Source organism: Cupriavidus sp. GW823-FHT06D04 (assembly GCF_058795055.1).
Window position 1 is genome coordinate 90,346 of record NZ_JBXAHL010000015.1, and the last position, 23,243, is coordinate 113,588.

Consider the following 23,243-nt stretch of genomic DNA (forward strand, 5'->3'; position numbering starts at 1 on the left):
TATTTGGCAGAATATAGGAGGCGGCTGAGAGTGGCGTCAGGGCGGCAGAAGGCCGTGTCAGTAATCCCTGACAGCTCGCAGCAATGTCCATTGATCCGGGTTGGATGGCGGCTCGGATTTTCAGGGAAGTCAATGTACCTGCGCCGCGAGACGTCAGCTTGCGCGGCCTAGGTCTTGCCTAGGACCCCGCCCAGCTTAATTGCCGCCGCCACAAGAGCCACCGCGCCGACCGTGATCGCCAGTTCCAGCACCCCCGCACTGACGGATGTGGCCGTGTCTTGATGTAGCCCAAGATCGCGCCCTCCTGCGCACCTACTCTGGATGACATCACCGGCGCAACCGATGCCTGTCGGCGACCGGCTTGTCTTAGGAGATTCCCATGCGCGCGATGGCGCTTGCCGCCTGCCTGCTCTGTGCGGGTCCATTCATTGCCATCCCCGCGGGCGCTGCTTCGGTGGAGTCGCCCGTGGTTCCGGCGGCGCCGGCGGTTCATAACATGAATGGCATCGACTACGTCTCCGGCGGAATCGGGGTGGACCAGGTAGCAGCCATGCGCAGCATTGCCGGCCGCTTCAACGTTCATCTGCACTTTGTGAACGAAGTCGATGGCAGCAGCTTGTCTGACGTCACCGTGACCCTGTTCGATGCGCGGCGCGAGATAGTGCTGCTAGTGATGAGTGAAGGGCCGCTGCTGTACCTGCGCCTGCCGCCAGGCGACTATCGCGCGCTGGTCCGCTCCGCAGGCGCGATCGAATGCCGCTCCGTGCGCGTGCGCCCGGATGGCACCGGACCGTCGTTGATGCTGCGCCTGCCAGGGGATTTCCCTGTCGCGCCGGCGCAGACTGGGACCCAGCGCCACGCGCTGCGGCGCGCGCAGGGCGTTGGCACCGGTGGCTGCTACCGAGGCGGGTGAAGGGGGAGCCTGCGATGCCTTGGTATGCTGACCGATATCTTGCTTCAATGAAGCGGCTGCCGCCGGCAGTGCGCGGAAAGGCGATCGAAATTGCCAACGCCTTGCTCGCCGGCGGCCATGACGAAGGCATGGCAATTCGCGTTGGCATTGCCGGCGCGCGGCGGTAGGCGCGCAGGCATCCGGATCACCTGGCGGGTACGCCGCCACCCGGCCAAGACCGGGATCCCTGGGGACCAATGGCTATGAGGCAGGCGTCCAGCGCATCGTGCGGGACACGCCGCCCTTAGCCGGCACCACCAGCGTCTGCTCGCGCTCCTTGCCATCCGCGCTGGCGACGACGCGATAGCGGCCTGGCGGCAGCTGGACGAACAGGAACGGACCATCGGACACGGCCGCGAAGCGCTGTTTGCCGCGGCTGTCATAGATATACGTGTCGACACCAGCGAGGTATTGACCGCCGCTTCCGGTGAAAGTGAGCCGCAGGCTGTAGTCGCCGCTGGCCTTGCGCAGGTAAGCCGCCTCGTCCTGGCCGACACCCCCGGTCAGGTAGCGAACGCCATCGGCGTCCCTGGGCGCCGGCATGCCATCCGCAGCGGTCGCTCCCGCCGCGCGCGGACTGCAGTCCATGCCGTAGCGGCTGCCAAAGCGGTCGTTCATCCCCATACGCCGGTTGCCAGACCCGCCGTGGCGCAGCGTGACGCCGCGCTCGCTGGCGCGCGTCGCGATCAGGTCGTGAGTGCGCTGCATGATCGCCTGGCGCTCCTGCGCGGACGTGGCGCTGCGCAGTCTTGCGCAAATGTCGGCACGCTCCGCCTCGGCGAGCAGGTCTGCGCCGCGGACTGCCTCGCGGGGCCGTGGCGGCGCGGCCGGCGACGTATCGGGCTGGGCAAGCGCCGGCGCAGTGCCGGCACAGAGGAGGGCCGCCAGCAGCAGGGCCCGGCAGCCAGGGATACGTTGAAGATTCATGGTAGGACAGCTCCCCACGGGTTGATGAAAGGAGTGGAGCTGCCGCCGCCGTCTGCCGCAGGTGCCGCTTGCAGGCAGCGAGCAGCCTGCTCGCCTGCTACCAGCGTAGACCGGCAGCCGCGCGCGCCGATTGCGATGCCGCAACCCTAAGCGAGAACGCCGGCATCCTCTTCGCCGAGCGCAAGGTGCAGGTTGACGCCATCGACGCCGGCCGCGGTGCTGGTCCTGAAGCCGCAGGCGCGCGCCAGAGTCAGCATGGGCCGGTTGTCATGCATGGTGCAGCCCACCAGCGCGCCGATGCGCTTTGCGCGCGCATAGCGGATCATCTTCTCGAGCAGCAGCTTTCCCAGTCCTTGCCCCTTGCAGTCCGAGCGCACGGCGATGCCGAACTCCGCCTGGAGATTGTCCGGATCGGCAACGGCCCGGACCTCCCCCAGGATGGAGGTCTGGCCACACGCATCGGTAGTCGTCGCGATGAACGCCATCTCACGCGTGTAGTCGATCTGCGTGAGCCTTGCCAACTGGCTGTGTTCCGGCTCGCGGAACGTGCAGAAGTAGCGTGCATGGACATCTTCCGGCGTCAGCTGGCGGAAGTAAGCCTGGTAGGCTGCTTCGTCGGCGGGGCGCACGGGCCGCAGCACAATGGTGCGGCCGTCCTGCTCGACGCGTTCCTCCAGCGCTTCCGGATAGGGTTGGATGGCCAGCCGCGGGCGCGTGCCCGGCGCCGGCGCCCTGATGGCGATGCGGGCATCGAGCGCGATGACGCCTGTCGCGCTCGCCAGCAGAGGATTGATATCAAGCTCGGCGATCTCGGGAATATCGCAGACCAGGCGTGATACCTGTACCAGTACCTGGAGCAAGCCGTCCCCGTCGACACCCGGGTGTCCGTGCCAGCCTTCCAGCAGGCGCCCGATGCGGGTGCGCGACACCAGGTCTTGCGCGAGCAGCGCGTCGAGCGGCGGCAGCGCAACCGCATGGTCGCCGATGCGTTCGGTGTTGACGCCGCCATGGCCGAATAGCAAGACGGGGCCGAACACGGGATCGGTGGCGGCGCCGACGATTAGCTCGAAGCCATCGCCGTGCCCGACCATCGGCTGGACGGTAAAGCCTTCCACCCGTGCCTCCGGGGCTTGCTGCCAGATCCGCTCGAGCATGGCGCTGCCGGCGCTGCGCACCGCGGCGGCGTCGGCGAGGTCCAGTGCAACGCCGCCCGCGGCAGACTTGTGCGTGATGTCCGGGGACAGGATCTTGAGCGCGACCGGATAGCCTATCCGTGTGGCCTGGTCGACAGCCTCATCGACGCTTGCCGCGGTCCGGGTCGCGACCACGGGGACGCCATAGGCGGCCAGCGCGGCTTTGGCCTCCGGCTCGGTCAGCAACGCCCTGCCGGCGCGCAGGGCATTGCCGATGATCGTGCGTACCTGGTTCTTGTCAGCCGGCGTGTACATGCCGTCTGCGGGCGGCGTGCGCATCAGCAACTGCTGGTTCCTGTGGTATTCGCAGGCCTGCAGGAAGCCGCGCACTGCCCGCTCCGGGGTGTCGAAGGTCGGTACGCCGGCATGTTGGCACAAGCGGCGTGCCTGCTGCACGGCATCCGCCCCGAGCCATGCTGTCAGCAGCGGCTTGCCGCCGGACGGCGCGCCGACGAGCGCGGCCGCGATCTCGGCGGCCGGCACGATGGCCGTGGGTGCATGGATCATCAATACAGCGTCAACCTCGGGCGCCTCGCACAGGATGGCGTAGGCCTGCAGGTAGCGCTTGACGGGCGCGTCGCCGATGATGTCGATTGGATTCGCGCGCGGCCAGGTGGCGGGCAGCACGGTGTCCAGCCGGGTCAGGGTCTGGTCTGACAGGCGCGCCAGGGTCCCGCCGGCATCCGCCAGCGCATCCGTCGCCATCACGCCGGCGCCGCCGCCATTGGTCAGGATGGCGAGGCGCTCGCCACGCAGCCCGCGCATGCGGGCAAGCATCTCGACGGCGTCGAACAGACTCTCGGTGCTGTCCACGCGCAGCATGCCGGCACGACGGATGGCGGCGTCGTAGACGTCGTCGGCACCCGCCATGGCGCCGGTATGGGACGCGGCGGCGCGTGCCGCCTGCGCCGAGCGCCCGCCCTTGACGACCAGCACCGGCTTGTTGCGGGCGGCGGCGCGCGCCGCGGACATGAACCTGGCGCCGTGGCGGATCGCTTCGACGTAGAGCAGGATGGCCTGCGTCCCGGCGTCGCTGGCCAGGTAGTCGAGTACGTCGGCCGCGTCCACATCGGCACTGTTGCCCAGCGAGATGAAATGGGAAAAGCCGATCTGCCGCGAGCGCGACCAGTCCAGCACGGCGGTGGCCAGCGCGCCGGATTGCGTGGCGAATGCCAGCTTGCCTTGCCGGGCCGTGCCGGGTGCGAAGCTGGCATTGAGGCCGATCCCCGAAGCGATCAGCCCGACGCAGTTCGGCCCGAGAATCCTGAGCAGATGGGGCCGCGCAGCGTCGAGCATGGCTTGCCGCAAGGCGCCTCCGGCGCTGTCCTCGGGCCCCTCGAAGCCGGCGGTCAGCACGATGGCCGCGCGCGTGCCGGCGGCGCCGAGCTCGGCGATGAGAACCGGGATGGTGGGTGCGGGCGTGCACAGCACCGCCAGGTCCGGCGCCGCCGGCAACGCGCCGACGCGCGCGTAACAGGGTTGGCCCGCCAGCGTCGCATACTTCGGGTTGACCAGGTACAGCTGGCCGGTGAAGGCGCCCGCGGACAGGTTCGCCAGCACGGTTGCCCCCACGCTATGCGGCCGCAGCGTCGCGCCGATGAGCGCGACCGAGCGCGGACGGAACAGGGCATTGAGGTTACGAACTGTCATGGCTGGCTCTCCTGGCAACTGCCGGCACCACCTGCGTCCCGGGCCCAGTCGGGAGGTCAGAGATTCACTTGAATGATGTTCGACACTTCGGTGACCCCCGGCGCTGCCCAGGCGGCTTCGGAGGCGGCCTCGCGCTCGGCCCAGCTGCGCAGGCTGCCTCGGAGCGTCACCACACCGTCCTTGACGTCGACGGTGACATGGGTCGCGTCGTCTACCGCCTGGCGCTCGATCGCCTTGGCGATTCGTTCCTTCACGTCGCCAGGTGCGATCGCTGGTTGAACCGCGATCGCGTTGGCTACGCTAACCACGCCGTATAGCCCCGCCACCGCGCGCTCGGCGGCCAGGCGCTGGTAGTTCCAGTCGACCGTGCCGGTCAGCGTGACGCAGCTGTCCTCGACCATCACCTGGATGCGATCCGCGGGTAGCACCGAGGTCCACGCCAGGATGTTGCTCGCGGCGCGTGCGATGTCGGCATCGGTGCGCTGCGCGTCATCGGGCAGGCGCACGTCGATTTCGACGGCCAGGCCCCTCACGCCGGGCACACGCCTGACGGCGTCCTCAGCGGCATACTTGGCAGCATGGCTGCTGAGATGGCCGGTCAGCGTGACCACACCGTCCGTGACCTGCACGCCGATTTCGGCGGCATCGACGGCCGGGTCCCAGGCCAGTTCCTCGACTACATGCTGTTTGAGCTGGATATCGCCTTTCATGTCGTTGTCTCCTGTTTGCGTGGCGCCCTCGGGCGCGATGGCGGCGCGTGCCGCCTGCTCCGTGCGTGCCGACGCGGCCTCGCGCTATCGGCATTCGACCGCGTTTTCAGTTGGCGTCACGGCCGCGTTTCCAGCTGATCGATGACGGCCGAGATACCCGGCGCAGACCATACCGCACCGATGGCCGCGCGGCGATCGGCCAGGGAGCCGACGCGGCCGGTCAGCGTGGCGGTGCCGTTCTCGACCGTGACGCTGATATGGTGGGCCTCACGCAGGGCATGGCGTCGCAGCGCCTCTTCGATGCGCTGTTCCACATCGGGGGGCGCGGTCTTCTCATTCATCCGGATGTTGTTGACGACACCGATTACGCCGCGCAACTGGCTGACCGTGCGTTCGGCCAGCCTACGCTGGTAGCCCCAGTCGACGTTTCCCGACAGCGTGATCCAGCCCTGCTCAACGCGAACCTTGATAGCGTCCGCGGGTACATGCACGTGCCATTGCAGCGCGTCGCGGGCCGCCTCGGCAATGGCTTCGTCCATGAAGGCCCCGGGGGGATGCACGTCCAGCTTGATGACAACCGCGCGCACGCCGGAAACACGTTCCACAGCGCGCTCGGCGGCGAGCTTCTCCGCATAGCTGGACAGGTGCCCGTTCAGCGTGACGATCCCCTCATGGACTTCGACGCCGATGGACGCCGCGTCAATCGCCGGATCCCAGTCGAGTTCGTCGGTGACATCCTTCTGGATCTGATGATCGGTTTTCATGCTTTACCTCTGTACGAGTCCGGCGCCGAACGCGGCACCGGGTGTGAAGTCAATAGGCGGATTGGTGGTCAAGTGGACGACCGGGGCGGCGCGCTGCTGGAACGCTCTCGCTCCTGCTCCTTGCGCACGAGCGAAAACAGCATGCCCCAGTCGGTTGCGAGGGCGGCGAACAGGTCATCGAGCGCAATCACTCCGGTCACTGCCTCGCCGTCCAGCACCGCCAGGCGTCGTACGCCGTGCGTCAGCATCAACTGCATTGCATCGGCGACGACGGCATCCCGTTGGATCGCCACGAGGCCGCGCGTCATCACCTCGACCACGTCGGTCTGGCATGGGTCCGCACCGGTAGCTGTCGCACCGATGACGATGTCCCGGTCCGTGACCATGCCGACCGCGCGCGTCCCGGCCGGTGAGTTCTCTGTCACGATCAGCGCACCGACGTGGCGGTCCCGCATCTGGACGGCAGCTTCCTGCAGGGTGCAGGACAGCGGGACATGCACGGCTTTCGCTGAGCAGATATCCTGGACTAGCATCCCGGTCTCCTTTTCGGCGCACTCGCCTAACGTACGGGAATGCGTTGCTGGGTCGAGCTTTCCTTCTTGGGCAGCACCAGGCGCAGCACGCCGTCCTGGAAGCTGGCATCGATCTTTTCCGTGTCAATGTTGCCATCCAGCGTAAAGGCGCGCTGCATCGAGCCGCTGTAGCGCTCCTGGCGGATCACGCGGTCGCCTTCCTTCTCCTCGGAAGCCTTCTCGAGCTTGGCGGAGATCATCACCGTTCCGCGATCGACGCTGACGTTGATGTCTTCCTTTTTCACGCCTGGCAGGTCGGCGGTAATGGTGAAGCTGGTGTCGGACTCGGCCACGTCGACCTTGAACGCCAGCTCGGTACCTGGCGCAATCCGCCAGTTGCGCAGCATGCTCTGCAGCATGTCGCCGAGCGGTTCGATCGAGAACGGGTCGTAGCGCCTGATGTTGCTCATCTTGGTCTCCTGGGATGACGGCGCGCGATGCGCACCGGATGCTTCTTACTTTGGCAAGCGGGGGCGATTGCGGTTTGCTTTGCATCAAGCGCCGGCGCAATGCCTACCAATGCGCCGCTTGTGCGCCCCGAATAGCGAGATTGCGTCACTTGTGCCGCACCGCTCGGACGCATGCGGCAGGGCGCGTCAGGTAAGCCTGACAAGCCCTGCTGCATTCCTGACAGTCAACTCAGCGCAGCCTTCTAGGCGCGCAAGCGCTGCCGGCCAATACTTCTGTCAAACACAGACATGGCGCCGCACAACGCTGCGGTCCGCCAGAAACGATGGGACGAGCGAGGGTCGGGACGAGGGAAAGGGCCTGCGGGCCGGAGACAACCATGTTTGACTTGCACACTGAGGATGACGCCGCCTGTGGCGCGACCGAGATGTTCGTCGTGTTCGAAAGGCGCCACGAGACCCAGGCCGCGCCGCAGGCGCCGGGCGATGCCCGGGCGCGATGCACGAACTGCATGCTGGGGAACCTCTGTATGGCCGCCAGCCTCGAGGCCGGCGACATGGCCCGCCTGGACTCCGTCGTGCAGGGCTGGCGTTCGATCAAGCAGGGCGAACGGCTGTACCGCGCCGGCGATCCGTTCCGCAGCCTCTATGCGGTCCGCGCCGGCTCGTTCAAGACCGTGGTGGCGCCGGAGCGGGGCAAAGAGATCATCTCCGGCTTCTACATGGCGGGGGACACCATCGGGATGGACGGAGTCTGCCAGGAAATCCATAACTGCGATGCGATTGCCCTGGAAGACAGCGTGGTTTGCGTGATCCCGTTCCACCTGCTCGAGGCGCTTTGCCGCGAGATCAAGCCGCTGCAACGCCAGTTGCACAAGATGTTCAGTGCCGAGATCGTCAGGGAATCGCGCCAGATGATGCTGTTGGGCAACATGTCCGCCGAGCAGCGCGTGGCGGCGTTCCTGTTGAGCGTCTCGGCACGCTACCGCGAACGCGGCTATTCGGCCACGTCGTTTGTGCTGCGTATGACGCGTGAGGACATCGGCAGCTTCCTCGGCGTGACCCTGGAAACCGTGAGCCGGGCCTTATCCCGGTTCCAGCAGGAAGGCCTGCTTACCGTGCAGGGCAAGTCCATCGAGCTGCTCAACCTGGATGCCCTGGATGCTCGCTAGCAGCGTCATACTCGGCAAGGCATGACGTGAACGATCCCAGTTCTGATCCCGGAATTCCCGGCCGGCTCGGCGATGGCGTGGCCGCCGCCGCGTCCCGCGAAGTCGGGACGCTGGTGTTCCGGCCGCTCGAGATCGATACCTGGCAGGAGCATGTCATCTACATGCATCCGGATTGCCCCGTCTGCCGCGCCGAGGGCTTTTCCGCGCAGGCGCGCGTGCGCGTGCAAATCGGCGACAGGTCATTGATCGCCACGCTGACGCTGCTGGGCGCGCCGCTGTTGGCCATGGGCGAAGCGAGCCTATCGGTGAGCGCGGCACGCACGCTGGCGGCACGCGCCGGCGATGTCGTGCATGTCACCCATGCGCCGGCGCTGGAGTCGGTGCGGGCACTACGTGCCAAGATCTATGGCTGCCACCTGGACAGCGCCCAACTGGACGGCATCATCGGCGACATCAGCGCAGGGCGATACGCGGACGTGCATATTGCGGCATTCCTTACCGCTTGCGCGGACGGTCGCATGAGCCTGCGCGAGACCGTCGACCTGACCCGGGCCATGGTTCGGTCCGGAGAGCGCCTGTGCTGGGACCGCGAGGTGGTTGCGGACAAGCATTGCGTCGGCGGGTTGCCGGGCAATCGCACCACGCCGATCGTCGTGGCCATCGCGGCGGCGGCAGGCCTGGTGCTGCCCAAGACCTCGTCACGCGCGATCACTTCGCCCGCCGGCACCGCCGATACGATGGAAACCCTGACTCGCGTGACCCTGGACGCGACGGAACTGCGGCGCGTGGTGGAGCAGGTTGGAGCGGCGCTGGTGTGGGGCGGCGCGCTGAGCCTGAGTCCGGCGGACGACGTGCTGATCCGCGTGGAGCGCGCCCTGGATATCGACAGCGATGCGCAGCTGGTAGCGTCAATCCTGTCGAAGAAGGTTGCGGCCGGCTCCACCCACGTGCTGATCGACGTGCCGGTGGGGCCGACGGCGAAGATCCGCGAAGACAGCGAACTGGAACGCCTGCAGAGCGCCATGACCAAAGTCGCGAACGCTTTCGGGCTGAAGATCCGGATCCTGCGCACCGACGGCTCGCAGCCGGTGGGGCGGGGCGTCGGGCCTGCGCTCGAGGCGCTCGACGTGCTGGCAGTGCTGCAGGGCCAGCCGACGGCGCCCGCCGACCTGCGCGAGCGCTCGCTGCTGCTGGCGGGGGAGCTGCTGGAGTTCTGCGGCGCGATGCCGGAAGGACAGGGATGGCAGCAGGCCGGCAGTCTGCTCGACAGCGGTGCGGCCTGGGCCCGGTTCCAGGCGATCTGTGAAGCGCAAGGCGGGCTGCGCACCCCGGGGCAGGCGGTGTTCCGGCGCGACCTGGTGGCGGCAAGTAGCGGCATCGTGACCGCCATCGACAACCGTCACATCGCGCGCGCGGCGAAGCTGGCCGGAGCGCCGCGCCGGCAGGTGGCGGGGCTGGAGCTGCATGTCCGCACCGGCGACGAGGTCGCAGCCGGCACACCGCTCTGCACGCTGCACGCCCAGGCGTCCGGCGAACTGGAATATGCGTTCAGCTACGCGCTGGCGCATGACCCATTCGGCATTCAATAGCCCGCCGGCCCGTTCGCCTTCGTCCGCTTTAGTCCACCGGCACCCACCTCGCCAGCAGGCGGCGCGCGGCAAACGCAGCGCCAGCATAGCCCAGCAGGATGGCCGCGAGCAGCGGCCAGTAAGCGCCCGGCAGCGGGTGCATGCCCAGCGGTGTGGCCAGCGGCGACAGGCGCCGACGAGGCACAGCCCGACCGTAGTGGCCAGCAAGGCCTGGCTGGACCGGCTCTCGATGAAGGGCAGCCTGCGCGTGCGGATAATGTGGACAATGAGCGTCTGCGAGAACAGGGACTCGATGAACCAGCCGGTCTGGAACAGCGCCGCGTGCGCAGGCGTATTGGCGCCCAGCAGCCAGAACAGCGCGGCGAAGGTCAGGTAGTCGAAGAATGAGCTGACCGGGCCCATGCCAAGGATGTACTCCCCCATCTTGCCGACCTCCCAGCGCCTGGGCCTGCGCAAGGACTCGTCGTCGACATTGTCGGTGGGAAGGGCCGTCTGGGAAAAATCGTAGAGCAGGTTGTTGGTCAGGAGTTGGATCGGCGCCATTGGCAGGAAGGGCAGCCAGGCGCTTGCTCCCAGCACGCTGAAGATATTGCCGAAATTGGAGCTGGCGCTCATGCGCAGGTACTTGAGCAGGTTGGCGAAGACCCGCCGCCCCTCCATGACGCCGTCATGCAGCACCAGCAGGCTCTTTTCCAGCAGGATGACGTCGGCTGACTCGCGGGCGATATCGGCCGCGCTGTCCACGGAAATGCCGACGTCGGCGGCGCGCAGCGCCGGCCCGTCGTTGATCCCGTCGCCCAGCACGCCAACCACCCTGCCATGCTCGCGCAGCGCGCGCACGATGGCTGCCTTGTGCACGGGCGTGAGCTTGGCAAAGATCTGGTTGCGCAGCGCGGCATCGGCCAAGCCCTGGGCATCCAGCTTGTCCAGGTCGCTGCCAAGCACCGGCGCGCTGCGTGCAAGCCCGACCATCTGGCAGATTTTGCTCGCGATGCGTGGACTGTCCTCGGTCAGGATCTTGACGTCGATGCCGCTGTCGGCCAGGGCAGCCAGCGCGGGGGCCGCACTTTCCTTGGGGGGATCGAGAAACGCGATGTAGCCCAGCAAGGTCAGCCCATGTTCGTCGGCCAGGCAGTATGCGTGCGTCTCCGGCGCCTCCGGCAGTTCGCGAAAGGCGATGGCGATGACGCGGAAGCCATCGTCATTCAGGCGATCGCTGATGGCCATCAGGTCACGATAGTGCGTGGTATCCAGCGGCACGCGCTGACCCTCAAGTTCGGCCGCGGTGCAGACGGAGAAGACTTCCTCCACCGCGCCCTTGCAGATCAGCATCCGGGCGTGGGGCGCCTGCACGACGACGGACATGCGCCGGCGGGTAAAGTCGTAGGGAATCTCGTCGATCAGCCGGTAGGCCTGCGCAATTCGCATGCGCTCGCTCAACTCCTCATGCCGCCGCACGGCCACGTCGAGCAGATTATGCAGGCCAGACTGGAAATAGCTGTTGAGATACGCAAACTCCAGCAACCGCTCGCTGTCATGTCCCGCCAGGTCGACATGTTGCTTGAGGATGACAAGGTCCTGGGTCAGGGTCCCGGTCTTGTCCGTGCAAAGCGTGTCCATGGCGCCAAGGTTCTGGATTGCGGCCAGACGCTTGATGATGACCTTGCGCCGGGACATTGCCATCGCGCCCTTTGCCAGGTTGACGGTGACCAGCATCGGCAGCATCTCGGGGGCGAGGCCCACGCCAACCGCCATGGCAAACAGGACCGCTTCAAACCAGTCGCCTTTGGTCAGCCAGTTGATCAGGAACACCAATGGCGACATCACTGCGAGGATTGCCAGCATCGACCGGGCGATGCGGTTCAGGCCAGCTTCGAAATCGGTAGGCGGCTCCTGCCCGGCGATCGACTGCGCGATGTGCCCGAAGATCGCGCGGTCGCCGGTCAGCACGATGACCGCCGTGGCTGTCCCGCTGAATACCGCCGTCCCCATGAGGGCGATATTGGGAAGATGGCCGGCTTGGGCAGCGGTAGCGACAGCGCAGCGCGCGGGGAATTTCTCCACCGGCATGGATTCGCCGGTCAATGCCGCCTGGTTCACGAACAGGTCTTTGGATGCGAGCAGCCGGGCATCGGCGGGTATCAGGTCACCCGCAGCCAGATGGATGATCTCGCCAGGAACAAGCTCGGCGATCGGGCGCTCCTGCGCGACGGGCGTGCTGCCTGGGTCCGCACGGCGCCGCACGGCGATGGTGGTGTGGACCATCGTACGCAGCGCCGCCACGGCGCGGTCGCTACGCGTTTCCTGCCCCTGCCAGGTGGCAAGCGAGACGCTCAGCACGATCATTCCGCCGGTCAAGGCAGCGGCGCTGTAGTCGTGCACAAGCACTGATACCGCCGACAGCACGATCAGCATCACGTTGACGGGGCTAGCCAGCCGCCGGGCCAGGCTGGCAAGCCAGTGTGGGCCATGGTTGGGGGCAATGGTGTTGGGGCCACACGTCCCCAGGCGCGAGGCCGCCTCGCGTTCGGTTAAGCCCGCCTCGGTCGCGCCAAGTCTGTCCAGGACTTCGCTGGCATCATGCGTGGCAGCCCATTCCAGTTCGGCTGGCGGGGACGTCACGTGGACGGCGTGCGGCGAACCCTGCCGGCCCGGGGTTGACGCGGCACGGCGGTCGCCCCCCGAGGGCCGGTCGACCGTAGGGAGGGGCGGCTCTGCATCCTTCTCCATGCCTTACGGAGCCCGTGGCGCGCGCACTAGCAGTACTGGCACCTTCGACCCCTGCACCAGGCCCTCGGCCACGCTGCCCATCACCAGGCGGCGCACCCCGCGCCGGCCGTGGGTGCCCACCACGACCAGGTCGGCGTGGACCCGCTGTGCAGCCGCGTCAATCGCCGTGGCGATGTCGCCAAGGGCAAGGATCTCATCAACCAGTTGCGTGTGGCATTCGACCTTGGCCGCGCGGGCTTTGGCCGCGGCCTCGGCGAGCAGGCTGCGTCCGCCCTCGACCAGGTCGGGGCGCAGGTCGGCCAGACTGCCGTAGCCCATGTCGTACTTGAGATAGCTGTTGTCGACCACGTGGACGATCTCCAGGCGGGCCTTAAACATGGCCGTGAGCTGGATCGCCTCGGCCAAGGCACGATCGCCGCAGTCGCTGCCGTCGATGGCGACGACGATTGTCTGGTACATGGCGTTGCCTCCTTGTTGAGCGCCCGCGGGCCGGAGTGAAGCGATCCCCGTATGCGGGGACATAGACACTGCTTCCAGCTTAGGGCCGGGAAGGGTGGGCCGGTTGATGCAGGTCAGGGGCACGGCTATCGGCCAGCCCCGGGCGGCATTTAGTACCTTCGTTGACAGGCATCAACGATGCATGCTTTGTCATCCCCTACCTTGGAAAGGAAAGGACCATAGAGCCAAAGCCGAGGCGGCAGCCATGCCGGCCCCGTTAGGGCCGTTTGTACTAGTGCAACCATGGTGACCAAATATGGACGAAGAGATCAGACAGAAGATCCTGACCTTGTTGAACCAACACAGGATCATGACGCTTGCCACCCTGAGGCCGGATGGCTGGCCTCAGGCTACCACTGTAGGTTATGTGAATGAGGGTCTCACGCTCTACTTCCTCTGTGGTCCGAGCAGCCAAAAGGCGGCCAATCTGGCATTGGATGACCGTGTCTCGCTGACAATCGATCACGATACGCCAGATCTCATGGCGATTACCGGCCTGTCCATGGCGGCGCACGCGCAACTGGTGGTCGATGTGGCCTTAGCGGAGAGGATCCTGCGGATGTTCCCATTCAAGTATCCGGAGCAGATTGCCTTGCCGGTGCCGATGCCGACCACGGCGGACGTCCGAATATTCAGGGTGATCCCAATGGTCATTTCCGTGCTCGATTATTCCAAGGGCTTTGGGCATACGGATCTTGTCACCTGCTGACCTCTGGTCCCTGTAAGCCCACCGAGGAGTATTCGCTTCGCGTGGTCGAGCAATGGAAGCTGGGACGCAAGCGCGTCGATGACGGCGCGCTGCTCATCATCGCCAAGGATGACCGCGCGCTTCATACTGAGGTGGGCTACGGCCTCGAAGGCGTCCTGACTGACGCCGCGAGCAAGCGCATCATCAGTGAAGATATCGTGCCCCGATTCAAGCAGGGCGATTTTTATGGTGGTGTGTCTGCGGGCATCGACCGCATGCTTGGGGTCATCGAAGGGGAGCCGCTGCCACCGCCGGAGGAAACGGCAGGGGATCGGGGCGACCCCATGCGGCAACTGATGCCAATCCTCCTTGTGCTCACGCTGATCCTGGGTGGGGTTCTGCGCTCCATGCTGGGGCGCTTCCCGGGTGCAGTCGCGACCGGTGGGGCCGTTGGTGTGGTCGCGTGGATGCTCTCCGGCGCCATCTTTGCCGGCATGGTTGCGGGAGCAGTCGCGCTCTGTTCACGCTAATGGGTGGCTCGCACATGGGCTTGCTAACTATTGGCGGTCGCTCGGGAAGAAATGGCGGCCGCTCGGGCCCTGGCGAATTCGGCGGCGGTGGCGGCGGCTTTGGCGGTGGCGGTGCCTCCGGTAAGTGGTGATGGTGAAAGTTTGTCGTGCGGCATCTGCGGAGGACTCAATGGCAACTGAGGGTCGCTCGCAGGAACTTTGCGCGCAATCGAGCAAGGTGGCCGCGGGTTCCGTGCCGGACGTTGCGCTGGGACAAGGGCTGCGGCCAGACAGCAGCTAGCCTCTAGCTATACGGCCGACAAAGGGCGCAGCCACCTTGAGGAGTCGAACATGGCGATATTTATCATGGAAACCCGTGTCTCCGTGGAGTCCCTGCGGCAGCCGCGATCGTTTGAGGCATTGGAACGCGGCGTTGCCGGCTATCTGGAAAAAGTCTGTCCGGATGTGAAATGGCTGGGCAGCTATGCGACCCTCGGGCCCTATGATTATCTCGATATCTTCGAGGCCAACGACATCGAAACCGCCATGCAGGTATCGGTCCTGGTGCGGGCGTATGGTCACGGAGAGGCCTCGGTGCATCCGGCGGTGGACTGGGGGCGATTCAAGCACCTGGTGCGGAATCTGCCGGAACTACCACCCGTGTGAGCAAGGCCATGTGGATCGGTGTGCCCAAAGAGATCAAAGACAACGAGTACCGGGTTGGCCTGACGCCTGCCTGCGTGCGCGAACTTGTCAGCCGCGGTCACCAGGTCATGGTCCAGTCCGGGGCCGGGACCGCGCTTGGTCTTTCCGACGCGCAATACGAAGCGGCTGGCGCGAAGCTGGCTGCCGATGCGAAGGCCGTATTCGACCGGGCCCAGATGATTGTCAAGGTCAAGGAGCCACAACCACGCGAACTGGCGCTGCTCAAGCCCGGGCAGATCCTCTACGCATACCTGCATCTGGCCGCGGACCGTGAGCTGACTGCCGCGCTGCTGAAATCCGGTGCGGTCTGCATTGCCTATGAGACGGTTACGGGCCCTGACGGTGGTCTGCCGTTGTTGGCCCCCATGAGCGAGGTGGCCGGCCGCATGTCAGTCCAGGTGGCGGCCGCCTACCTCGAGAAGCCGCACGGCGGCATGGGACTGCTGCTCGGCGGCGTCCCCGGCGTTGCGCCGGCACATGTCGTGGTGATCGGTGCCGGCGTGGTGGGCGCCAATGCTGTCCAGATCGCGGTTGGCATGGGGGCGCGCGTGACGGTATTGGACAAGAATATCGATCGTCTGCGGCATCTCGGCGCTGCGTACGGCAATCAAGTCGTGACGGTCTACTCCAGCGCGGACAGTATCGAGCGCGCGTTGCTCTCGGCCGATGCGGTCATCGGCGCGGTGCTGGTGCCGGGCGCCGAGGCGCCCAAGCTGGTCACGCGCGCGATGGTGGCGCGCATGAAAGCGGGTTCGGTGCTGGTGGACGTGGCGATAGACCAGGGAGGCTGCGCCGAGACATCGCGTCCGACCAGCCATACGGATCCGACCTATGTGCTGGACGGCGTGCTGCACTACTGCGTGACTAACATGCCGGCTGCCGTGGCCAGGACCTCCACCTTTGCCCTGAACAACGCCACGATCGGTAATGCGATGGCCCTTGCCGACAAGGGATGGTCCCGCGCGCTCTCAGACGATCCCCACCTGCGGGCCGGGCTAAATATCTGTCGCGGGAGCGTGACCTATGCAGCCGTCGCAAGCGCTCATGGCTACGACCATGTACCCGCAGAGCAGGTGCTGGCCTGAACGGGGCCGACAGACAGGAGTATCCGACAGTACGGCCGACACGTTGCTGTCCGCCGACTATGGCGGCGCAAGCCCCACGGCTGACAAGGCAAGATGAAACTTCCCCGCAATCTTCCCGACAATCAGTGTCGCCCATTGCCTGCAGGAAGCTGCGCAGCACCTGGAGGAGCAGGGCGCGAACCCGTTCCGGGTCGGCGCATACCTGGCTGCCGCGGACACCGTTGCCAACCTTGATGCCGATATCCGGGCGCTCTTTGACGAGGGGGGCATTGACGCGCTTGATGCGCTGCCCCGCATTGGCAAGGGAATCGCGGGGGGCGATCGCAGAAATGCTTATTACCGATCGCTGGCGCCAACTGGAGCGACTTCGCGGTGGAGAGGACGATGCGGGGCTATTTCAGACGGTGCCGGGGATTGGCCACGAACTCGCCACCCGCATCCGTGACACCTTGCATATCGATACCCTTGAAGCGCTGGAGCTTGCGGCTCGCGACGGCCGTCTCGAGCGGGTCGAAGGCGTTGGCCCGCGTCGCCTGGCAGGCATTCGCGCTGCGCTGGATGAAATCCTGAGCCGGCAGCGTCAGTGGCGAGTCCTGCATCAGCGCAAGGCACCGATGATGGAGCCGTCCGTATCTATGTTGCTGGAGATAGATCGCGTCTATCGCGAGAAGGCCGCCGCTGGTGCGCTGCCGACCATTGCCCCAAAGCGATTGAACCCAGAGGGAAAAGCGTGGCTGCCGGTCCTGCATGTGACCAAGGATCAGTGGCACTTTACGGCGCTGTTTTCCAATACCCAGCGCGCCCATGAACTCCGGCGTACCGCAGACTGGGTGGTCATTTACTTCTACGACGCCGGCCACGAAGAGGGCCAGCGAACCGTCGTTACCGAGACTCGCGGTTCATTGATCGGCAGCAGGCTCGTGAGAGGGCGTGAGTTGGAGTGCAGGGAACAATACCTGGAGCGGGCGCCGTAGTCGCCCCAGGCGGCGGATCAATCTGCCGCGTCTGGCTCCTGTAGCCTTGAGCGGATCTCGTTGCGTGCCGTGTCGCGCAGTCGCAATAATGCTGGCCAGTCATTGCCTGATGCGAACGCGGCTTCGCCGGCAACGAGTGCCAACGAAGCACGACTCGGCCACCAGCGCCCGTCCCGCAGCAATGAGCGGGTGCCGATCAGGGCGATGGGAATAACCGGCGCCCGCGCGCGGGCGGCGCACCGGAACGCGCCCAGCCGGAAAGGCCTCAATCCGGGCTCTCGCCGGAAGGTGCCCTCGGGGAAGAAGACGAGGGATTCGCCCCCCAGGATTCGCTTCTCCAGCGCACTGGTATCTTCGACCCCACGCGCGGGGTCGAAGCGCTCAACGAAGGCGCAGCCAAGCCTGCCCAGGAGCATCGCCAGCGGCGGGCTCCGCAGCAGTTCCTGCTTCGCCACAAAGGTGAAGTGGGGAGGCAGCACCGCCGTGAGCAGAATCACATCGGTGTAGCTGGCGTGGTTGGCCACGATGACCACCGGCGCCGACCGGCCGAGGTCGGGCAGGCCTTCGATCTTTGGAGACAGCCCAGTCAGCGCGAGGCCGAGCCGGGCGCTGGCCCGCGCGATCCGCCGACGCAGCGGGCGCCCCGGGAGGAGCACCACCAGCAGACAGGCTGGCAGGGCAAACAGGACGCAAACCGTCCATACCCAGGCACCCCAGATCCACGCTGAGGCCTGATGCAGGAAGCGCGCGAACTGGATGCTTGCGCCAGAGATGGCAATCCGTAGCAGTTGACGCCAGGGCGCGCGCGGCGTGCCATGGATCTCGCCCCGTTCGTACAACTCCCGGCAGGCGGCGCGGCGCAGCTTGCCACTGGACGTCTTGAGTACCGTGCGCGGCGGCGCCAGCACCACTTCGTCGACAGGCATGCCCATCAGGTCTACCGCCAGATGGCTGATTTCGGCACGTATCCGGCTGCGCGCGTCATCGTCCTCTTCGCGCGTCTCGGCCAGAACGACCAGGCGCTCGGTGCCGGAGCGTGTATCGGTGGCGGGGAAGACCGCGATACCGCCTTTGCGCACGCCGGCCAGCCGGCTGATCGCCTCTTCGAGCTCCTGCGGGAACAAGTGCTGGCCAGCGCGAATAATGATGTCCTTGAGGCGCCCTGTCAGATAAAGCTCGCCGGCTGCGATATAGCCCATGTCGCCGCTCCTCAGCCATGGACCATCGAACAGGCCCGCTGTGGCGTCGAGGTTGCGGAAGTAGCCCGTGGTCGCGGACGGGCCTCGGAACTGGACATGCCCCAGCGCGCGTTCGGGCAACTCGTGCCCGGCTGGATCGGTGATGCGGATCTGATGGCCCGGCAGCGGCAGGCCGCTGGAGACCAGCCTGAGCGCCCTGCGCCCCGACCGGTCCGGCGCACGGGCGATACCCTGGCGCGCGAGCGCATCCCGATCGATTTGGTCGACGCACGGCCCACGTCCTGTTGGCGGGAACGCAAGTCCGACTGAGCATTCGGCGAGGCCGTATACAGGGGTCATGGCGGCGCGATCGAAGCCATACCTGGCAAAGCGTGCGGCAAAGCGCTCAATGGTTTCCGGGCTGACCGGCTCAGCACCGTTGTATGCCAGACGCCACGAACTCAGGTCCAGGCCGGCAAGATCCTTTTCATCAATCTTGCTCGCGCAGAGCTCGTAGGCGAAGTTGGGCGCCGCGGACACGGTCCCGCGATGCTGGTGAATGGCCCACAGCCAAGAGGCAGGGCGCGTCAGGAAATCAGTGGGCGACAGCAGCACCAGGCGGAATCCAAGCTGCAGACCCCCCATGCAGGCTCCGATCAGGCCCATGTCGTGGTACAGCGGCAGCCACGACACAAAGACATCGGCCGCGGTAACATGCGCGGCACGCTCCATCGCTCGTAAGTTGGCGAGCAGATTGGCATGCGTTAGCATGACCCCTTTCGGGTTGCCCGTGCTGCCGGAGGTGTATTGCAGAAAGGCAATGTCATCCGGCCGCCCGCGCCCTGCGCCGCTTGGGCCATCACCAGCGGCGCTGAGATCGGCAGGCGCCAGGATCTTGCGCAGCGCCGCGCATTGCGCGCGCAGCAGGCGCAGCAGGGGCTTGGCCGGTGGCGCAGTCACGAGGATGGCAGCCTGGGCATTGGCAAGGATCCCGGCGCTGCGCCGCATGTGATCCTCGATCTGGGAGAGGCGCGCGGGCGGATAGAGCGGCACGGGGATACAACCGGCATAGAGGGCGCCGAAGAAGACGTCGAAGAAGTCGCGTCCGGTCGGCAGCATCAGGGCCACCCGGTCCCCCGCGGCCAGGCCCTGCCGCGCCAGGCCAGTGGCTACGGCAAGCGCGCCCGCCCGCATTGACCCGTAGCTGAGGTCGCCGCTCCCCTGGAGGGTGGCGTATATCTCATCGCCATGGGACGCTGCATGCCAGTCAATCAGGTCCATGAGCGTAGCGGCACTGTCTGGCGGCCGGTTGGCTGCTGCCGTCCTGGCTGCACCATGCACCACGGGGACCGCGGGCATCGCAGCGGGGATGGCGGCGGCTGCCCCGTGCGCTGTCAGACTGAGCAGGTCACGAGGCGTCTCGGCGGCCATGAGCGCTTCTTCATTGACCCTGGCGCCATATTCGTCCTCGATGCGCGTCAGCAGCTCCGCGCGCGCCAGGCTGTCCAGACCGAAATCGCGCTCGAGCGAATGATCAATCCCCAAAGTGCTGACTTCCTGCGCACCGGGCCGCAACTCTGCCGCCAGCGCGCGTACGATGCCAAGCAGACGTTGCGCATCGGCAGGCCCGGCTTCGGGTGCACAAGGGGGAGTAGGATCGCGCATGTCATTCATTGCATCTTCACTCGCCGACAACTCAGGGGCGCATTCCGATGGTAGTTGCCCGCCCTTCGGTTTGCGGCCTGAGCAAGACCTTGCCGAGGGCCGACCTGGCCAGCGATGGCCGGAACTCAACGTAGTGGGGCACCTTGTAGCCGGTCAGCTGCGCGCGGCAATGGGCCAGCACTGCCTCGGCGGAAAGCGCGGGATCGCGCCTGACCACCAGGAGCTTGACTGACTCGCCGGAGCGTTCGTCCGCGACGCCGATGGCGCAGGCGTCCCGGATGCCGGGATGCTGCATGGCCACATCCTCGACTTCCTTGGGGTAGACCTTGAAGCCGGATACCACGATGACCTCCTTGCTGCGCGCGAGGAAGCGGATACTGCCTCGGGTGTCCATCACACCCATGTCGCCGGTGCGCATCCACCCGCCGACGCCGAGAACGCGTGCCGTTTCCTCCGGCATATTCCAGTAGCCCCGCATGACCTGCGGGCCTTGCACACAAATCTCGCCCGCCTGGCCCGGAGGGAGGTCCTGACCCGTCTCGTCCCGGATGGCTACCCGTGTGGAGGGCAGCGGCATGCCGACAGCCCCGCTGAACGCCACGCCACCCACAGGATTGATACAGACAACCGGTGCCGCTTCGGTCAGGCCATACCCCTCGATCAACGGAACTCCGGTGGCCTGCTGCCAATGCAGCGCTACCTCGCGCTGCACTGCCATGCCGCCGGCAACTGCCACCTTGAGGCTGCCGGCGTTTGCCCGGCAGATCTCCGCAAAACCCGGTGCGTCGAGCAATAGCCTGAACAAGGTATTCACCCCGCTGATCGCGCTGAAGCGCGTGGTCCGCAGCGTACGCAGCAGCGTGCGGAGATCGCGCGGGTCGGTGATGAGCACGTTGTTGCCGCCCCATCGCACGAACGTCAACAGGTTCGCCGTCAGCGCAAAGATGTGATGCAGGGGCAGCGGCGTTACCACAACCTCCTTGCCAGCCTGAAGCGTCGCGCCAAGCCAGGCGGAAATCTGCTCGACATTGGCCACCAGGTTGCCGTGCGTGAGGATGGCACCCTTTGGTATCCCGGTCGTGCCACCCGTGTATTGCAGCAGGGCAATATCCTCCGGCGTAAGCGGAGGTTCGTCTGGCGGCTGACGACGGCCACGTCGCAGCGCGGCATGGAAGCTGACCGAACCCGGCAGACGCCAGGGCGGCACGCGACGCTGGATCCACTTGACGAGAAGGTTGACCAGGCGTGCCCGCAACGGAGGGAGAAGATCGCCCACCTTCGTGGTCACGACCTGACGAACGGCAGTGGAGCCGAGAACCGCCTGCAAGGTGTGGGCAAAGTTCTCCAACACGACGATCGCGGTCGCGCCTGAATCTGCAAGCTGATGCCGCAACTCGGGCGCCGTGTAGAGGGGGTTGACGTTGACCACCACCATGCCGGCACGAAGGATCCCGAAGAGCACCACGGGGTATTGCAGCAGGTTTGGCAGCATGATCGCCACGCGAGCACCCCGGCTTAGCCCCTGCTGCTGGAGATACGAGGCAAAGTCGCGCGTCAGGCAATCGAGTTCCGCGTACGTGAGAACAGCTTTCATGCTGGTGAAGGCCTCACGCGTGGCGTATCGCCGGCAACTGTGCGCGAGCATGTCGGCAAGCGAAGCAAAGCGATGGACGTCGACCTCCGCAGGCACGCCTGGGGGATAGTGTTCCACCCAGGTGGGTCTCGGTTCGGGAGACGGGGTTTTCACGTACTCTGGCATATTGCCCCCGATGCTTTTGGCTTGCCCGCCGGCGACACGGACGACCACTGTTCGGCGAAGGGCTTCCATCCGGTGCCATGTGTGCCGGGTGTGCAGGACACGACGTTCTCTAGCCTTCGGGCCGAAGCAAGCTCAACGTGTTGCTGCGGCTTCCAGGTAGGACACGACATCGTCAAGCGTGACGAGCCGGCCGTAGTCTGACTCCGGAATCTCCACCTTCAATTTCTCATGCAGGGCAAGCAGGAAGCGGAGCCAGTCCATGGAATCAAGGTCGACCTCCCTGCGCAGCGGACGATCCGGGCGCAGGGCCTGCGGCTCGATCTCAGGGGCGATCTCGCGTAACGTGGACATGACGATGGCGCGGATACTGGCGTTGTTCATCGATCAAGCTCCTCAGGATGTTGCAGCAGTTCCCGTAGTTCGGTGAGAAAGAGCGCGCCACGATGACCGTCGGAGACACGATGGTCGGCCGAGAGGCTGGCTGTCATGGCTGGCATCACTGTCACTGCACCGTCTTCCGCCCATGGCTGCTCGATGATGCGACCGAAACCCACCAGCGCCACCTGGGGAGGGTAGATGACCCCGAACACCTGTTCCGCGCCCTGATCCCCGAGATTGGTAATGGTGACGGTAGGCTCGGACAACTCGGCACGCCTGAGGGAACCAGCGCGACAGCGTTTGACCAGGTCGGCCAGTTCTTGCATCAGTTGTGCAACTGGCTTGCTGTCGGCATGCAGCAGCGCTGGCGCCACCAGGCCGCCCTGGCGGAGGGATATCGCGACCCCGACGTGCACGGCCGTTGCGGCGCTGAACGCACCGTTGCGGAAGAATCCATTTAACTCGGGGAAGCGCTTGAGAGCGACTGCGACGGCTTTGATCAGCAAGACTGCCGGGAGGGCGCGCTCGGTCATGGACCGGCCAGCATTTTCCCGTGCGAGCCAGGCGAGCGCAGTGCGCAACGGAATCGTCTCTGCGACGTAGTAATGGGGAATCTCGCGCTTGGCTCGCGCCATCGCCGCGCCAATTGTCTTGCGGATTTCGGCCGATCGGTCGCCTGGCGTGGCGGCGGGCTTGCGCGCTGCTTGCTCGACATCGGCCAGTGTCACCGCGCCACCCGGCCCGGTGCCGGTCAGGGCTTCGACGTCGATCCCCTGTTCCCGAGCGAGCTTGCGCGCTGCCGGGGACACCATGCGTCGACCCTGAGTGCCGCCCGCCGGCTCTGGTCTAGGCGCGTGCCGTATGGCGACCGGTGTTTCGCCAGGCTCAAGGAAGGTCGCCATCAGCGTGCCGACGGGAATCTTGTCTCCCCGCGAAACCAGGAGTTCAGCGACGACACCGTCGTGCCACGTCTCCACCTCGATCGCAGCCTTGCTGGTGTCGACCACGGCGATGATCTGCCCCTTCTTCACGGTGTCGCCGGGCTTCACGGCCCATTCGAGCAGCGTACCCTCATCCATGTCTGCGCCCAGCGAGGGCAGGCGGAATTCGATCACGTTGTCCTCGCCGGAACGATGCG

The 23,243-nt window shown here is 66.0% G+C and carries 17 protein-coding genes and 3 pseudogenes; 8 read left to right on the forward strand and 12 right to left on the reverse strand.

Translation table 11 applies throughout. From position 1 onward, the window contains the following. Nucleotides 1-379 precede the first annotated feature (379 nt). Nucleotides 380-913: a hypothetical protein gene (locus AC1Q7H_RS19680; protein ID WP_211982965.1), complete on the forward strand. Its 534-nt coding sequence runs from the start codon at nucleotides 380-382 to the stop codon at nucleotides 911-913. A 240-nt stretch (nucleotides 914-1,153) separates the two neighbouring features. Here AC1Q7H_RS19680 and AC1Q7H_RS19685 read toward each other — a convergent pair whose 3' ends face one another. From AC1Q7H_RS19685 to AC1Q7H_RS19710, 6 genes are all read right to left on the reverse strand, one after another. Beyond that, a complete protein-coding gene (locus AC1Q7H_RS19685) occupies nucleotides 1,154-1,879 on the reverse strand; it encodes a carboxypeptidase-like regulatory domain-containing protein (protein ID WP_492381585.1) in 726 nt (241 codons plus the stop codon). 146 nt (nucleotides 1,880-2,025) lie between these two features. Then, nucleotides 2,026-4,722: a bifunctional acetate--CoA ligase family protein/GNAT family N-acetyltransferase gene (locus AC1Q7H_RS19690; RefSeq protein ID WP_492381586.1), complete on the reverse strand. Its 2,697-nt coding sequence runs from the start codon at nucleotides 4,720-4,722 to the stop codon at nucleotides 2,026-2,028. A 56-nt stretch (nucleotides 4,723-4,778) separates the two neighbouring features. After that, nucleotides 4,779-5,432: a BON domain-containing protein gene (locus AC1Q7H_RS19695; protein ID WP_492381587.1), complete on the reverse strand. Its 654-nt coding sequence runs from the start codon at nucleotides 5,430-5,432 to the stop codon at nucleotides 4,779-4,781. Nucleotides 5,433-5,548: 116 nt separating this feature from the next. After that, nucleotides 5,549-6,196, reverse strand: coding sequence for a BON domain-containing protein (locus tag AC1Q7H_RS19700; RefSeq protein ID WP_153954472.1), 648 nt, complete (start codon nucleotides 6,194-6,196; stop codon nucleotides 5,549-5,551). 68 nt (nucleotides 6,197-6,264) lie between these two features. After that, nucleotides 6,265-6,729: a CBS domain-containing protein gene (locus AC1Q7H_RS19705; protein ID WP_153954473.1), complete on the reverse strand. Its 465-nt coding sequence runs from the start codon at nucleotides 6,727-6,729 to the stop codon at nucleotides 6,265-6,267. Between the two features lie 26 nt (nucleotides 6,730-6,755). Continuing rightward, the gene (locus AC1Q7H_RS19710) at nucleotides 6,756-7,178 is read right to left on the reverse strand and encodes an Hsp20/alpha crystallin family protein (protein WP_153954474.1); all 423 of its coding nucleotides are present in this window, start codon (nucleotides 7,176-7,178) and stop codon (nucleotides 6,756-6,758) included. Between the two features lie 377 nt (nucleotides 7,179-7,555). Here AC1Q7H_RS19710 and fnr point away from each other — a divergent pair, with 377 nt between their 5' ends. Together fnr and AC1Q7H_RS19720 are read left to right on the forward strand one after the other, a co-directional pair. Then, entirely contained in the window at nucleotides 7,556-8,347 is a 792-nt protein-coding gene (gene fnr / locus AC1Q7H_RS19715; RefSeq protein ID WP_492381588.1) for a fumarate/nitrate reduction transcriptional regulator Fnr, read from the forward strand. A gap of 161 nt (nucleotides 8,348-8,508) precedes the next feature. Next, nucleotides 8,509-9,936: a thymidine phosphorylase family protein gene (locus tag AC1Q7H_RS19720; protein WP_249221553.1), complete on the forward strand. Its 1,428-nt coding sequence runs from the start codon at nucleotides 8,509-8,511 to the stop codon at nucleotides 9,934-9,936. Between the two features lie 231 nt (nucleotides 9,937-10,167). On the opposite strand, the pseudogene mgtA reads toward AC1Q7H_RS19720, so the two are convergent. Next, nucleotides 10,168-12,666, reverse strand: a pseudogene (gene mgtA / locus AC1Q7H_RS19725) (magnesium-translocating P-type ATPase); the annotation flags it as partial. Between the two features lie 3 nt (nucleotides 12,667-12,669). After that, the gene (locus AC1Q7H_RS19730) at nucleotides 12,670-13,125 is read right to left on the reverse strand and encodes a universal stress protein (RefSeq protein WP_211982979.1); all 456 of its coding nucleotides are present in this window, start codon (nucleotides 13,123-13,125) and stop codon (nucleotides 12,670-12,672) included. A gap of 295 nt (nucleotides 13,126-13,420) precedes the next feature. On the opposite strand from AC1Q7H_RS19730, the gene AC1Q7H_RS19735 reads away from it, so the two are divergent. The 5 genes and pseudogenes from AC1Q7H_RS19735 to AC1Q7H_RS19755 all read left to right on the forward strand — a co-directional run bounded on the left by AC1Q7H_RS19735 (nucleotide 13,421) and on the right by AC1Q7H_RS19755 (nucleotide 17,125). Then, entirely contained in the window at nucleotides 13,421-13,873 is a 453-nt protein-coding gene (locus AC1Q7H_RS19735; RefSeq protein WP_153954479.1) for a pyridoxamine 5'-phosphate oxidase family protein, read from the forward strand. A 23-nt stretch (nucleotides 13,874-13,896) separates the two neighbouring features. Then, nucleotides 13,897-14,513 (forward strand): annotated as a pseudogene (locus tag AC1Q7H_RS19740) (TPM domain-containing protein); the annotation flags it as partial. A 199-nt stretch (nucleotides 14,514-14,712) separates the two neighbouring features. Next, nucleotides 14,713-15,027 carry a GYD domain-containing protein gene (locus AC1Q7H_RS19745; RefSeq protein ID WP_153954480.1) on the forward strand — a complete coding sequence of 105 codons (315 nt, stop codon included), beginning with the start codon at nucleotides 14,713-14,715 and terminating at the stop codon, nucleotides 15,025-15,027. A gap of 8 nt (nucleotides 15,028-15,035) precedes the next feature. Continuing rightward, complete coding sequence (gene ald, locus AC1Q7H_RS19750) at nucleotides 15,036-16,151, forward strand: alanine dehydrogenase (protein WP_492381624.1); 1,116 nt, start codon at nucleotides 15,036-15,038, stop codon at nucleotides 16,149-16,151. 109 nt (nucleotides 16,152-16,260) lie between these two features. Next, nucleotides 16,261-17,125: pseudogene (locus tag AC1Q7H_RS19755) on the forward strand (helix-hairpin-helix domain-containing protein). Nucleotides 17,126-17,142: 17 nt separating this feature from the next. Here AC1Q7H_RS19755 and AC1Q7H_RS19760 read toward each other — a convergent pair. The 4 genes from AC1Q7H_RS19760 to AC1Q7H_RS19775 all read right to left on the reverse strand — a co-directional run bounded on the left by AC1Q7H_RS19760 (nucleotide 17,143) and on the right by AC1Q7H_RS19775 (nucleotide 23,220). After that, complete coding sequence (locus AC1Q7H_RS19760) at nucleotides 17,143-19,977, reverse strand: AMP-binding protein (protein ID WP_492381589.1); 2,835 nt, start codon at nucleotides 19,975-19,977, stop codon at nucleotides 17,143-17,145. Between the two features lie 22 nt (nucleotides 19,978-19,999). After that, nucleotides 20,000-21,679 (reverse strand): AMP-binding protein, encoded by a 1,680-nt coding sequence (locus tag AC1Q7H_RS19765; RefSeq protein ID WP_338084280.1) that lies wholly within the window; start codon nucleotides 21,677-21,679, stop codon nucleotides 20,000-20,002. Nucleotides 21,680-21,859: 180 nt separating this feature from the next. Further along, the gene (locus AC1Q7H_RS19770) at nucleotides 21,860-22,108 is read right to left on the reverse strand and encodes an acyl carrier protein (RefSeq protein WP_492381590.1); all 249 of its coding nucleotides are present in this window, start codon (nucleotides 22,106-22,108) and stop codon (nucleotides 21,860-21,862) included. Continuing rightward, a complete protein-coding gene (locus AC1Q7H_RS19775) occupies nucleotides 22,105-23,220 on the reverse strand; it encodes a dihydrolipoamide acetyltransferase family protein (protein WP_492381591.1) in 1,116 nt (371 codons plus the stop codon). The genes AC1Q7H_RS19770 and AC1Q7H_RS19775 overlap by 4 nt, the downstream gene beginning before the upstream one ends. Between the last annotated feature and the right edge of the window lie 23 nt (nucleotides 23,221-23,243).

Bases quoted from the DNA above. Each gene is read 5' to 3' on its own strand.
- AC1Q7H_RS19695 (WP_492381587.1), bottom strand. From the start codon at position 5,432: ATGAAAGGCGATATCCAGCTCAAACAGCATGTAGTCGAGGAACTGGCC.
- AC1Q7H_RS19720 (WP_249221553.1), top strand. From the start codon at position 8,509: ATGCATCCGGATTGCCCCGTCTGCCGCGCCGAGGGCTTTTCCGCGCAG.
- AC1Q7H_RS19680 (WP_211982965.1), top strand. From the start codon at position 380: ATGCGCGCGATGGCGCTTGCCGCCTGCCTGCTCTGTGCGGGTCCATTC.
- AC1Q7H_RS19685 (WP_492381585.1), bottom strand. From the start codon at position 1,879: ATGAATCTTCAACGTATCCCTGGCTGCCGGGCCCTGCTGCTGGCGGCC.
- fnr (WP_492381588.1), top strand. From the start codon at position 7,556: ATGTTTGACTTGCACACTGAGGATGACGCCGCCTGTGGCGCGACCGAG.
- AC1Q7H_RS19735 (WP_153954479.1), top strand. From the start codon at position 13,421: ATGGACGAAGAGATCAGACAGAAGATCCTGACCTTGTTGAACCAACAC.
- AC1Q7H_RS19690 (WP_492381586.1), bottom strand. From the start codon at position 4,722: ATGACAGTTCGTAACCTCAATGCCCTGTTCCGTCCGCGCTCGGTCGCG.
- ald (WP_492381624.1), top strand. From the start codon at position 15,036: ATGTGGATCGGTGTGCCCAAAGAGATCAAAGACAACGAGTACCGGGTT.
- AC1Q7H_RS19730 (WP_211982979.1), bottom strand. From the start codon at position 13,125: ATGTACCAGACAATCGTCGTCGCCATCGACGGCAGCGACTGCGGCGAT.
- AC1Q7H_RS19745 (WP_153954480.1), top strand. From the start codon at position 14,713: ATGGCGATATTTATCATGGAAACCCGTGTCTCCGTGGAGTCCCTGCGG.
- AC1Q7H_RS19705 (WP_153954473.1), bottom strand. From the start codon at position 6,729: ATGCTAGTCCAGGATATCTGCTCAGCGAAAGCCGTGCATGTCCCGCTG.
- AC1Q7H_RS19700 (WP_153954472.1), bottom strand. From the start codon at position 6,196: ATGAAAACCGATCATCAGATCCAGAAGGATGTCACCGACGAACTCGAC.
- AC1Q7H_RS19760 (WP_492381589.1), bottom strand. From the start codon at position 19,977: ATGAATGACATGCGCGATCCTACTCCCCCTTGTGCACCCGAAGCCGGG.
- AC1Q7H_RS19710 (WP_153954474.1), bottom strand. From the start codon at position 7,178: ATGAGCAACATCAGGCGCTACGACCCGTTCTCGATCGAACCGCTCGGC.
- AC1Q7H_RS19770 (WP_492381590.1), bottom strand. From the start codon at position 22,108: ATGAACAACGCCAGTATCCGCGCCATCGTCATGTCCACGTTACGCGAG.